General features: G+C 45.0%; 12 protein-coding genes. 5 read left to right on the forward strand and 7 right to left on the reverse strand.

Annotation, left to right across the window (positions count from 1 at the left end; translation table 11 throughout):
- Positions 1-2: 2 nt before the first annotated feature.
- Both AC1DCV_RS00175 and AC1DCV_RS00180 read left to right on the forward strand, forming a co-directional pair.
- On the forward strand, positions 3-560 hold the full coding sequence (locus AC1DCV_RS00175; RefSeq protein WP_477021313.1) for an RNA polymerase sigma factor: 558 nt from the start codon (positions 3-5) through the stop codon (positions 558-560).
- A 3-nt stretch (positions 561-563) separates the two neighbouring features.
- Positions 564-1,298, forward strand: coding sequence for a tetratricopeptide repeat protein (locus AC1DCV_RS00180; protein WP_477021314.1), 735 nt, complete (start codon positions 564-566; stop codon positions 1,296-1,298).
- Between the two features lie 2 nt (positions 1,299-1,300).
- Here AC1DCV_RS00180 and AC1DCV_RS00185 read toward each other — a convergent pair whose 3' ends face one another.
- From AC1DCV_RS00185 to AC1DCV_RS00195, 3 genes are all read right to left on the reverse strand, one after another.
- Positions 1,301-1,765: a VOC family protein gene (locus tag AC1DCV_RS00185; RefSeq protein WP_477021315.1), complete on the reverse strand. Its 465-nt coding sequence runs from the start codon at positions 1,763-1,765 to the stop codon at positions 1,301-1,303.
- A 35-nt stretch (positions 1,766-1,800) separates the two neighbouring features.
- On the reverse strand, positions 1,801-2,901 hold the full coding sequence (locus tag AC1DCV_RS00190) for a hypothetical protein (RefSeq protein ID WP_477021316.1): 1,101 nt from the start codon (positions 2,899-2,901) through the stop codon (positions 1,801-1,803).
- Positions 2,902-3,077: 176 nt separating this feature from the next.
- Positions 3,078-3,602 (reverse strand): hypothetical protein, encoded by a 525-nt coding sequence (locus tag AC1DCV_RS00195; RefSeq protein WP_477021317.1) that lies wholly within the window; start codon positions 3,600-3,602, stop codon positions 3,078-3,080.
- 99 nt (positions 3,603-3,701) lie between these two features.
- On the opposite strand from AC1DCV_RS00195, the gene AC1DCV_RS00200 reads away from it, so the two are divergent.
- Positions 3,702-5,378, forward strand: coding sequence for a TPM domain-containing protein (locus tag AC1DCV_RS00200; RefSeq protein WP_477021318.1), 1,677 nt, complete (start codon positions 3,702-3,704; stop codon positions 5,376-5,378).
- A gap of 107 nt (positions 5,379-5,485) precedes the next feature.
- Here the strand turns inward: AC1DCV_RS00200 and AC1DCV_RS00205 are convergent, their stop codons facing one another.
- Positions 5,486-6,337, reverse strand: a complete 852-nt coding sequence (locus tag AC1DCV_RS00205; RefSeq protein WP_477021319.1) for a DUF6515 family protein — start codon at positions 6,335-6,337, stop codon at positions 5,486-5,488.
- 136 nt (positions 6,338-6,473) lie between these two features.
- The gene (locus tag AC1DCV_RS00210; protein WP_477021320.1) at positions 6,474-7,427 is read right to left on the reverse strand and encodes an ADP-ribosylglycohydrolase family protein; all 954 of its coding nucleotides are present in this window, start codon (positions 7,425-7,427) and stop codon (positions 6,474-6,476) included.
- 1,528 nt (positions 7,428-8,955) lie between these two features.
- Between AC1DCV_RS00210 and AC1DCV_RS00215 the strand changes: the two genes are divergently transcribed.
- Positions 8,956-9,852, forward strand: a complete 897-nt coding sequence (locus AC1DCV_RS00215; RefSeq protein WP_477021321.1) for an aldo/keto reductase — start codon at positions 8,956-8,958, stop codon at positions 9,850-9,852.
- A 148-nt stretch (positions 9,853-10,000) separates the two neighbouring features.
- Positions 10,001-10,705, forward strand: a complete 705-nt coding sequence (locus tag AC1DCV_RS00220; RefSeq protein ID WP_477021322.1) for a DJ-1/PfpI family protein — start codon at positions 10,001-10,003, stop codon at positions 10,703-10,705.
- Here the strand turns inward: AC1DCV_RS00220 and AC1DCV_RS00225 are convergent.
- On the reverse strand, positions 10,653-11,684 hold the full coding sequence (locus tag AC1DCV_RS00225; RefSeq protein WP_477021323.1) for a fatty acid desaturase family protein: 1,032 nt from the start codon (positions 11,682-11,684) through the stop codon (positions 10,653-10,655). The genes AC1DCV_RS00220 and AC1DCV_RS00225 overlap by 53 nt on opposite strands.
- A 49-nt stretch (positions 11,685-11,733) precedes the next feature.
- Positions 11,734-12,615: a lysophospholipid acyltransferase family protein gene (locus AC1DCV_RS00230; RefSeq protein WP_477021324.1), complete on the reverse strand. Its 882-nt coding sequence runs from the start codon at positions 12,613-12,615 to the stop codon at positions 11,734-11,736.
- Positions 12,616-12,710 lie beyond the last annotated feature (95 nt).

Genomic DNA, 12,710 nt, shown 5'->3' on the forward strand with positions numbered 1-12,710 from the left:
AGATGAGTACTCACCCCGATCAGCGATACCTTGATGGCCTGCTAAGGAACGATACCCGGCTGGTACAGGAGATATATGAGCGCTTCGCCGGAAAGATTAAACACCATATCCTGCAGCATCAGGGTACGGAAGATGATGCGGCAGATATTTTCCAGGAGTCTATTATAGATGTATATAACCAGGCAAAATATAAGCAGTTGCAGCTCACCTGTCCCTTTGAGCCGTTCTTTTTACTGATCTGTAAAAGGAAATGGCTGAATGAAATAAAAAAAAGAGGCCGTCAGCCGGTAACAAAAAGACTGGATGATTTATATGAAGTAGGAGAAGATGTATTTGCTGCCGCGGAGCAGGTGTTGAAAGAAGAGGCGCAGGCAGGTATGTTTCTGACTCAGTTTGAAAGGCTGGGAGAGAAGTGCCGGGAAATACTCCGGCAATCGCTTACCGGCGAGGCCCAGGAAAAAATTGCGGAAGCAATGGGCGTCACTTATGGCTATCTCCGGAAAAAAAAATCCGAGTGCATGGCTACGTTGTTATCATATATTCAGGCTCAGAAAATTTAGTGTATGGCTGCTTATAATAATGAAGATATTATCCGTTATGAAGATGGGGACATGCTGCCGGAAGAACGGTTGCAGTTTGAGGCTGCGTTGCAGGAAGATGCTGCATTGGCAGCCGCACTGGCACAATACCAGGAGGTAACTGCTACACTGTCTGACCGTTTGCAGCGGGATACCGGTAGGGAAGCTCTGAAAGCTACTTTACAGCAACAACGTCAAACACATTTCAGCCGTAAGGGGAAAGTGATCAGTATCAGAAAATACCTCACTGCCGTAGGCGCTGCCGCAGCTATACTCGCCGGCGTACTGTTGTTCCGCTTTTATTCGCACGATACCAGCTATATGGAAACATATGGCAACATTGAAATGCAGGTAGCCGCGGAAAGGGGAAATAATGCGGACAGCCTGTTACAGTCTGCCGCTCTTTATTTTAACGAGAAGGCATACACGAAAGTGATTCCTTTGCTGGATACTTATCTCAAAACCGACAGCAACAGCCAGATGGCGCTCTATTACAGGGGAGTGGCTGCCACCCACACCGGTGAAACCGCCGGAGGGCTGGCAGACCTTAAAAAAGTATATGGAGGGGAATCTGTTTTTAAATACGATGCGGCATTTTACATAGCGCTCTATTACGCACAGCAGCAAAACAAAAAGGAAGCATTGTCCTGGCTGAAATTGATCCCTGCTGATGCCGCCGCAGCAGCTAAAGCCGCCGCGCTGGAAAAAGACCTGAAATAAACTTAGTATTTGTCGTCATTGATTTCCAGCCAGTAGCCATCGGGGTCACGCAGGTAGATCTGCTGTACGCCATCTACCCTTTTGGTCACCGCATCTGCTTTACCAGGCCAGTCTTCAAAATCGATGTTATGCTGTTTCAGCACTTCCAGGAAATCTTTCATAGAAGGAACACTGAAACACAGGTGGGTGTTTTTATCGTGTGTAGTGGCCTGCGCGGCTCCTGAAATAACATGCACCTGTGCATGTTCTCCTACCTTAAACCAGCTATGTCTGCCATCTTTAAATGGCTCAGGCATAGATTCCAGCCCAATAATATCGCGGTAGAAAGTAGTGCTGCGTTCGAGGTTTACCACGTACAACGCCATATGATTTAATGACGGATACTTCTTCGTTTGTCCATTCATGTTAGTGGAAATGCCAATGAGTGCCAGGAGCAAAAGGCATCCGGGTAATAAGAATTGTTTCATAAGAACAAGATAATCACCCGGATTGATAAGTGCAACTAGTTGGCTGCCTTAAACGCCACAGATTCAATAATAACGTCCAGTTTTTTCAGTGCAGGGGTATCAGAACGGATCGTTTTATCGCCCGTTACCTGGTCATATTGTTTGGGATCGCCGGTATTGTTGGCTTTCAGCACAATGATTACCCCTTTACCTTCCAGGGCACCACCATTCCAACTGGATACCATGCCGCCATTGGTCCACTCAAAAGCGTTGAGTTTAAATGGACGGCCATTCACTTTGATGAGTTTATCCAGGGGATCGCCGGCTTTGATGCCATAGGGCGATTTCCATTTGGAAGGATAGTGGGAAAAAGTGAGGATATTGCCGTTTTCTCCATCAAACTGCACTTCCAGCTCATTATCTGTATCCGGGTAAATCAGGTAAGCTTCTCCTTCTTTATCGCCAGCCAGGTTAATAGCGTCATGTTGGGTAACATTACTGGCGCCATACATTTCCAGCAATTGTTCAGGGTTGCGTACCTGGAACAGGGGACGTACTTCCCAGTTACGTGTATCCGTAGCCGGGGCAGTGTTAGCAACGGGAGCGGTGCTGCCATCTGTGGTGGCAGCGGTGTTTTCCTGGGCACTGGTACTGGTATTAGCCGGTGCGGTAGCTGCGGCCTGGTTGGCGGCGGCTACTTCTGCAATGGTAGCAGGAGGCTTTTTGCCGGTAACAGGACCGGTATAGGTAGTCAGAAAATCTTTTTTATCGTCCAGCAGGGCTTTCACCTCGCCTTTAAATTTATTGGCGGTATATGTTGCAATAGGAAATACGCTATTGGTTTGCAGGTCCAGGCTACGCAGGTTGGCAATAAACCGCTGCCTGTTACAATCACTGTACTGATACAGGTATTTCAGGGCGGCGTCCAGGGCTACCGGGTCTTTCTTCAGGTCAAAAACGGTAGAATCTATATCCAAGCCGGCATTACCACTGCGGGTGAGCTGTTCTGCAATATAGCCTGAGATAGAGTCATGGGGCAATTGGTAGTGTGCAGCCACCCTGTTGGAGAAATCGTCTATCACCGGCTGACTGAGTTTCGCTTGTGCGTTCAGTAATACCGGAACGAAGAGGGCAACCAATATGAAAAACCTTTTCATGTGAGCTGTATTGATCATCTTAAAACTAATAACAACGTTAACTGGTTTGAGATCACTAATTTATGTAATCTTATCAACACCGTTACTATAACTGCCCAATTATGGCGGTAATTAGTAAAACGTATGGATACTGAAATATAGTATTTTTAAAGGCAGCCCGCTGCAAAGAAATGAATTTATGGTTGAGGTGGCAGGCTGTCGCGGGTTTTGAGAAAGACCTGGTATTGCTTTTTTATTTCCAGGTAAATATCATAATCCGAGGCGGTTTTTAAAAACGAATATTCGGGCGTATACCGTTGCATGAAAAGTTGAAGACTGTCACCATCCAGTTGCGTCACTTTATTTACCAGGGAGGGCGTATAAACGCTGTTTACATACATTTCCTGTTCCTTGTTGAGCAACATATGCCGGAAGGAGATCTTCTTCTTATTCTTTTTATACTGTGTTACCTTATATAGGTTGTTGATATTTACACTCAGCCCCTGGTACACCTCATACCACTTGGGGCGCCTGAAAGTAAGCGCCTTCCCATATTCTTCCCGGAAAGCCAGGGAATCTTTGAAAAAATTATACTGGATGATATGCACGGTTTTCAGTTGCACCGGTGGCGTAGCCGTGGTGTCTTTAGCCTTGTTTTGGGCAAAGCTGTGGATTGCTGTAAAGCATAACAGTAATAGCCATATCGTGAATGAGGGCTTCATGAGCGGATTAAAATACTTTTTTCTGTTTAAATGAAAAGTTAAATAAACATATCTTAGAGGGGTAGAATGTATCCCAAAATGAAGCGATGTCCATATTTTATGAAAAGTGTTTTGCTGGCCTTGTTGTTGGTATTTTTTGTTTCATGTGACAAAAGTAAACAACAAAAGTTTACGGTGGCAGATGTTCCGGATCCCAAAAAATCGGGAGGTGGTTATGTCAGTAATCCAGACCATTTGATTTCTGATCAGGCAGTAAGTGAGTTGAATACAAAAATAGCTGCGCTGGATAATACCGGCAAAGTGCAGGTGGCAGTAGTGATTATGCATAGCATCGGCGAAAACGAGTCCCGCGATTTTGTACATAAACTGTTTAATTACTGGAAAATAGGGGATAAAGAGAAGAATAACGGATTGCTGATCCTGATGGTAGAAGATGCGCGCAAGCTGGAATTTGAAACAGGTACCGGCATTGAAGCAGATATGCCGGATATCATCTGTTTTCGTATCCAACAGGAATACATGATTCCCCATATCAAGGAACATAACTATGATGCGGCCTTTACCGATGGGCTCCTGTCGGTAGCCTCGTTGTTTAATAATGGCAACTACGCATACAATCAGTTACCGGATATGCCGGCATCAGATCCTTCCCTGATGGCTTCTGATACCACCGCGGTGGCTATAAATATTTTACCGGATAATCCGGTACCAATGGCGGCGCCCGCGATGGACTCTGCTACTCCGGCAGATGCAACAACGGATAATCCGCCTTTAGATAACAACGTGGTGTATGCCGACCCGCAACAGTTTGCAGATACTTCCTCTTCGGGGAACTCCTATTCTTACACTGGTGATTTCTCTTTCATTGGCCTGATTTTCTGGATCATTGCGTCAGCGTTGATGGTGCGGGTTTTCTTCGGCAAAAAAAATAAGAAAACAGGGGCTAACGATCCTGAGCCGGTGCCCGTTTCAGCCTATCCGAATGAATTTCTGCATCCAGGCTGGATGGGGCAGGTGTTATTGCATCTGGCAGCCTTTAGCTGTATTTATTATATCGCCCACCAGCGGCATACAGATGTAGGATTTATAAAAACATTTGTAATATATTATGTGACATGGGTAGTGTTTATGCATGTGGCCGTGCTGATCATCATGATGCGTTCAGGGATGCTGCTGACAGGAAAAGACCGGCATGAAAAATGGCTTCGTCTGGAGATATTATTGCGGGATTTTGGTCGTGCGCGTTATGTCTTTCCCCTTCCTTATCTCTGGTTATACCTGGCGTTATTAAAGAAGCGCCTGGATCATCTGAGAAATGATCCTTATGATTGTCATCACTGTCTGAAGCCAATGCATAAGCTCGATGAGGCGGCAGATAATAAATTCCTGGACAAGAAGCAGGTGATAGAAGAAGAGCTGGACTCCGTAGATTACGATGTATGGGGGTGTGATACCTGCGATAACAAAATAATTCTGAATTACACGAATATGCATACGCAGATGGCGCAATGTCCTTCCTGTGCACACATGACGTATAAAAACGGTGGAATGGTTACGCAGCGTGCTGCTACTTATTCTTCAGAAGGTTGGGGCGTTACCAAATATGCTTGTATGGCCTGTGGATTTAAGCATGAGTATCGGTTTACCATTGCCAAATTAGTGGAATCCTCGTCTTCCTCGTCTTCTTCGGGTAGTTTTTCAAGTTCTTCCTCGTCTTCTTCTTCGGATTGGGGAGGTGGTTCTTCCGGAGGTGGAGGCGCCAGCAGCAGTTGGTAGGTAGTACCTTTAATAAGTGCTGAAACAGGCTTATTTGACGGAAAGATTGCCTCAAAAAAAGAGTCGGTTAAAAACCGGCTCCCTGTTAATCTGAATAACTATTTTCTTTAATTATCGGCATTCATTTTACCCACCACTTTGTAACCTGCTATGGTGTTATCACTGTTTAAAACAGATTGATAATACATGCCGTCTGGTGATAAAAAGAGCTGCTGACCGTTGATATTCACGGTGCGGCAATTATCCGGCAACTGTGTAATCATATTGTCTGTGTCATTGCCGGGATCATTGTTTGGGGCGTTGTTCCCCTGGTTTCCCTGGTCGTCTGTAATCGTCACTGTTTTGTCGCCTATTTTACCGTTCTTTCCAACTACCACATAACGTCTGCCGTTATCAGTCATCGTTTCCTGGTAATAGGTACCATTTAATTCGTAATAGGTGTTTCCATCTACTGTTATTTCCTGTGCACCTTCCGGTAAGTTCGGAACTGCAGCACCCAAAGGGGCTTCTACCACTTTGTAGCCTTTACTGTTGCCGGTAGATTCATAATAGGCACCTCCGTAATAGTACATTGGGCCAAAGGAGGCTCCAAGTGAGAAGTAACCGAAAGGTAGAGATGAAACGTATATGCCTAAAGGAGGATAAAATGGGTTATAGTAAGGTCTGTACCTGTAATAAGGGCGTCCGTAGTAACCATAGCCATGGCCATAGTAGCCGGGACGGTAACCACCACGATAGTAGCCTCTGCTAACAGGTGGTGCTACTCTTGGTGAAGATATATGCTGTGGCGTAGATATTCGTCCTCCGCCATTTCCTCCAAAATGACTGCCGCTGATACGGCCGCCGCCACCAAAGTGACCGCCACCTCCACCACCGTGTCTCTGTGCGTAAGCGCTGCTAACTGTAAATGTGCCCAGGAGGCCAATCAGCACAAACAGTATATAAAATCTGTTTTTCATTTTTGTAGCATTAAGTTGTACTCGTCTTATCAATTCCGCTATTTTTCAACCATTTATTAGACGGAACAAGGACTTGAAAGTTTAACGGAACAACTATAATATGCAAAAATGCGGCCGGTTTCCCGGGAGGATAAATTTACTGGGTGCTGGTGCTGTTAATGGCTGCCATAAAGCGATTGGCGAGTTGTCCGATTTCGGCTGATTTAGCCACCTGGCTGACCCACTGCGGAGAAATATTATTTATTCCGTAATGTAATCCGGCCGCTGCACCTGCCACTGCACCGGTAGTATCCGTGTCGCCGCCCAGGTTTACCGCGCGGAGTACGCAGCTGGCGTAGTCGCTGGTATTCAACAGGCACCAGAGTGAACTTTCCAGGGTATGTAGCACGTAGCCTGAACTATGGATCTGTTGTTCCCGGACTTCCGCTATATTTTGCAGTAAAACCCTTTCATAGTGTTTTACTTCTGCAGGATTAAATGACTGTGTATTTAGATAAGCATTGACCGCTCTTTGCATCTGAAGGTAGGACTCCTGCAAATGGCCGGTTGACAATAACGTGCGCAGGAATTCTACGTAAATAAAACAGGCCATTACCGAACGGAAATGCTGGTGAGTAATACCGGCAATTTCTTTCACCGTCTGGTAGCGGAGATGGATATCATTTTCTTTTGCCAGGAAAAAGGCGACCGGCATCATACGCATTAAAGCGCCGTTACCATTTTCAAATTCTTCGAAACCTCCACTGATCAGGGGAGAGGTTCCGGTAGCGACTCTTTGCAGGGCACGGCGGGTAGTATGCCCGATGTCGAATACTTCGTTGTGCGCGCCCCAGTAACCTTCCTGCGCCCAACGCACAAATGTTTGCGACATAGCGGCAATGTCATATCCGGTAATAAGACTTTCTGCTGTGCAGAAAGTAAGAGAGGAATCGTCTGAAAAAGTCCCTGCAGGTTGGTTCCAGCACCCGTTGCCCGTAAGGGTGTCTATGGGGTTTTCTGAAAGATAGCTACGCGTTTTGAATTCTACCGGTACGCCCAGCGCATCGCCGATAGCAATACCATAAAAGGCACCTGTTATTTGTTGTTGCATGGGATAGGTAACTAACGTTAAAGTCTGTATGAAATTGTCTGATTCAATATACGGTTGATTTATCAATTCTGATAAACAGACGATGTTTTTTATACAATAATTTTTTTGATTTTCGCGTGTTCATTTTCATTCAGTGCTTCTTAAGTTCGTTCATTCTTGTTCATTATGATAATGGCAATAAACGTGTTTTTCGTAAATAACTGTTCCCTATCTTTGCATTATAACGATCACTGATCGTTGAAAGATTACACCGAAATCCGTTTTTTAATTTGTCTGAGCCTTTGTAGATAGCCTTTTCGGTAACAGTTAACCCTGGATACATAAAAGAAAGGTTAACCAAACATTATCACGCAATGAAGTTGCTTATTACTCATTGATCGTGTCCATTTGTTAACAACGAAACCTAACCCACATGCAATCTTTTTTGTTCAACCGGCAGTTTCAGACCTGTACATTTCTCGGGCATTATCACCACCAGCTTTTTCTTTTTGTGCTGAATTAGATACACAGTAACTGTGTAATAGCGGCCAGGCTTTGTGATCGCCTGTTGTACAGGTAAGTGAGTAACTGCATCGTTTCAGTCATGGCTCTGTGATAAAACTGTCATGTATTATCCGCTGTACTGCCGGTAAGGGAAGATGTATGCCATCAAACGAATTTAATAGGAGGTAGCGCCTTCGTACACAGTTTGTTATCTACAGTTAATCTTTTACAGCTATTCACTAATGGGGTGATAGTACATACAGAAAAAGGGGACTGTTTATCCAGACAGTCCGGTTTTCATTGATAAATGAGATGAATTATTAGTTGACGTCTTTGCGACACTTGCATAACGGGACCACTTATTCAGGTAGTCCCCCCTTATTGCTGTCATCATCAAAAAAAGAATATGCAAAAAAATATTGGAGTGCAACATACACGATGGAAGCTTTATACACTGGACTGTTTTTCTAGACGGTCCCATATTATCAACATCATCAATATGCAGGTGCATACAGGCATATTGTTCAAATATAAAGTAGTAAACGCCATATGTTAACCCTCACAGCGTAAATAATGCAAGATCATTTATGCTGCGATTGATTCGGAAACCAGGGACTGTTTTTCCAGGCGGTCCCTTATTTTAAAACTCAGACTGCTACCACAGTCTTCAATTATATAAAACGTTTTTCATGAGTGCAATTTGATTTGGGAAAGGAAGGGACCATCTTTTCAGATGGTCCTTATTTAAACCTCCCAATCGCTTGCCAGGAAGAGACATACGATGGATCGGACATACTAAAAAACGGGGGCTGTTTTTCCAGGCGGCCCCATTCCATAACTACCATGGTAACACTGTCAATGGCAGTGGTTACTGCAACATAGCTCATTTTTGAGGTGGACGTAAATCGATATATAGGGGGCTGTTTATCAAGACGGCCCATTATTTAAACCAGGTTTATATGAAAAATGAAAGATTTGGCTATAACTTMGTTATGATCACTTCTCCGATAGCAGGTGATAAAAAACGTAGTAAAACCCGGAAACCATGCAATATCGTCTCCTCGGAAAATCAGACCTCTCTGTCAGTGAAATCGGATTTGGCTGCATGTCGCTTGGTAAAGATGATGCAGACAACGCACGTCTTATTCACCATGCACTTGATCAGGGCATTAATTTCTTTGACACCGCAGACCTGTATGAACACGGACAGAATGAAATAACGGTAGGAAAAGCATTGCAGGCGAAACGATCAGCCGTGATCATTGCCAGCAAAGTAGGCAATCAATGGAAAGAAGACGGCAGCGGATGGAACTGGAATCCTGGTAAAGAGTATATTATAGCAGCCGTGGAAGCCAGTCTGAAACGCCTGCAAACAGATTATATTGATTTGTATCAATTGCATGGTGGTACCCTGGAAGATCCGATAGATGATACCATCGCTGCCTTTGAAACCCTGCAACAGCAAGGGAAGATAAGGTATTACGGTATTTCTTCGATCCGGCCCAATGTGATCCGTGAATATGTAAAGCGCTCCCATATAGTGAGCGTGATGATGCAATATAGTCTGCTGGATCGCCGCCCCGAAGAAAGCAGTTTTCCGCTGTTGCTGGAAAACAACATCGGCGTATTGGCCAGGGGAAGTGTGGCGAGAGGATTGTTGGCGGACAAACCCGCTATGCCTTATCTAAACTATACAGAAACAGCCGTGGCTGCCGCTGCTGCCGCGATTAAAAAAGTCAGTACACCGGCGCGTGATGCGGCACAAACAGCGCTGCGCTTTGTATTGCAGCAGCCAGCTGTCAGCAGTGCTATTGTAGGTATACGTACCACTGCGCAACTGGAAGATGCAGTCCGCTCCACGCAGGCGCCCGCGTTACAGTCGGAAGAAATAGCCGCATTACAGCAGGTCGTTCCCATAAACAGGTACGATCAGCACCGTTAAGAAAAATTACGAATTGCGGAGTTGTGGGAAGATCGTAAAAACGATGATCGGTATTCTCTTTTACCTTCCCACAACTCCGTAATTCATTTACCTGCTCCCTGTTTACAGGCTGCTGCATTATTATTGTACCGCGTTTAAAGCTCCATGTATGCAAAAATTAAAGGTGGGGATGTTACTTTTTCCTGAATTGACCATCCTCGATTTCACAGGCCCCTATGATGTTTTTATTAAAGCCCCCTGCTTTGAAGTCCTGATCGTAGGACTCAGCAAAAGCCCGATCCGCGCGGAGGGTGGACTATCACTACAACCGGATATCGCGATGGCTGATTGCCCCCAGCTGGATATCATTTTTGTGCCGGGTGGACGGGGTATCAATTCATTACTCACCAATCAGCTATTGTTGCAGTTTCTGCGTGACCAGGGTATGAAAGCAAAATATATTACGTCTGTATGCACCGGCGCATTGGTGTTGGCCGCGGCCGGTTTGCTGGAAGGATATAAAGCTACTACCCACTGGCGTTCACTGGAATTACTGCGGATGTTTGGTGTGGAAACGCTGGAAGAGCGGGTGGTACGGGACCGCAATCGTATTACGGGCGGTGGTGTTACCGCCGGCATCGATTTCGGATTAGTGCTGACCGCATTAATAGGCGGAGAAGAATTGGCAAAAGTGATCCAGTTGCAATTGGAATATAACCCGGCGCCTCCGTTCAGGGCAGGATCTCCACATACTGCCGGATTACCGGTACTGCAAAAAACAAAAGAAATGACCCAGCTGACGCTGGAAGTAAGAAAGAAGATTATCCGGCAACTATTACAGGATCAGGCTTCCTCATCAATTGGGCTGACCTGATTGCGCGTACTTCTCTTAAACTGATCATCTTATCCTGTTCCGGATCCCACACTTTCAGGCGGAAACAGGCGCGTACACCCCGGAGACTCAGGGTGGTGGTTTTGGCGTTTTGTAATGCCGGTATAGCCTGCATTACTTCCGGTAAACGATAAAAAGGAATACGTGCATTCAGATGGTGAATATGATGATAACCGATATTGCCTGTAAACCACTTCATGGCAGGATTCATGACCATATAGCTGGAAGAAAGCAACGCAGCCTTGTCATAACACCATTCTTTGTTTACATTAAAGGTGACGCCAGGAAAATTATGTTGGGCATAAAAGAGATAGGCGCCCAGTCCGCAGGCGATGGTAAAAGGGATTAAAATAAACAGCAACCAGCTTTCCCATCCCAGGAAATACACTACTGCCGCGCTGCCCCCCAGGTGGATGATCAGGGCCAGTAAGGAATCCATGTGTTTACGCGGACTGCTCACAAATGACTGTACACACATACCGAGCATAAACATCGATAAATAGCCTGCGGCAATGGTTATTGGATGACGGCTGAACAGGTAAGTGCGCCTTTCTGCCGGTGTGATAGATTCAAATTTCTTGCGTGTAATGATAGGGTAGGAGCCTATACTGGCACTGAAAAGTTTTGAGTTGTGCTTATGATGATAATCGTGGGAACGTTTCCAGATACTGGATGGGGCCAGTACATATACACCAAAAAAAACCATGATCACTTCCGCTACCTTCGATTTATGCAGGATAGCATGATGTTGATGATCATGATAAATAACAAACATTCTTACTATCAGCAACCCGGAAAGGAGGCTGGCAAGAATTCTTAATACCAGGTAAGGTAATACCAGTGTGCCTGTCAGTGATAAAACCAGCAGTAATAATGTCGATAATGTGAAAAGCCAGCTTTTGGCTCTCTCTTCGCGCGCATATGGCTTGGTAGCCAGTATCAGTTCTTTACCTTCCAGCATATCGTTGTAGGATAATCTTATCTAATGTTTGTTGATGTATGATTGAATGTTAAATAACAGCAGGACGTTTATGTTTCCACCGTTTGTGCGACCACAACCAGGTTGCAGGCTGAGAAACAATATCTTCCTCTAGTTTACGTGTATGTGCTGTTGTAATTGCTCCGTCTTTTTCTTCGGCCGGAGTGGCAGTCAGCATTTCTGCTGTTACCGTGTAATAGCCTCTTTTTTCACGTTGCACTGTTACGTATACTACGGGATAGTTCATTTTCTGCGCTATTTTTTCAGTGCCCTTAAATACCGGGGTGTCCTGATGCAGAAAATTGAGCCATTGGGCGGTTTTAGGCTGCGGAGCCTGATCCGCGATGAAAGCAGTTGCATTTACTTCACCACGGTTTTGTACCATATCCCGGAAAGTATCCTGCATGGCGATCAGCTTGGTGCCGAAGCGTGTGCGCATGCGGTACATAAGACCGTTAAAATGTTTATTCGCCAGCGGATGATAGATGACATATAGTTGTTGACGGCACAATATACTGAATGTATTGCCAGCCCATTCCCAGTTTCCCTTATGGCCCATCACCAGCACGGCACTCTTTTTTTCCGCTTCCAGCTTGTTAAACAGCTCAAGTGTAGCAGGTGTAAAGTTGCAATGCTTTACCATAGCAGTTTTGCTGATGGTGAGCGTTTTAAATGTTTCCAGGAAGAGGTCGCAGAGGTAATGATAGAAATCTTTGCAGATGCGGTTAATTTCCGCATCACTCTTTTCAGGAAAAGAATTGCGCAAATTTTGAAGTACTACCTTTTTACGGTAGCCCATCACATAAAATAACAACACATATACTGCGTCAGACACCAGGTAAAGTACACGGAATGGCAGTAGCGACAACGCGTAAATCAGTGGTAACAGTAAGTAGTAGGCAATTGCAGACAATGTGGCACAGGTTTTTGATACTCCTAAAAGTATTATTGAAAACGTAAATATATATTTTAAAGAACACTTTTCATAGTATCTATGAAAAAAACGAT

Source organism: Chitinophaga sp. 10T418, assembly GCF_056394125.1.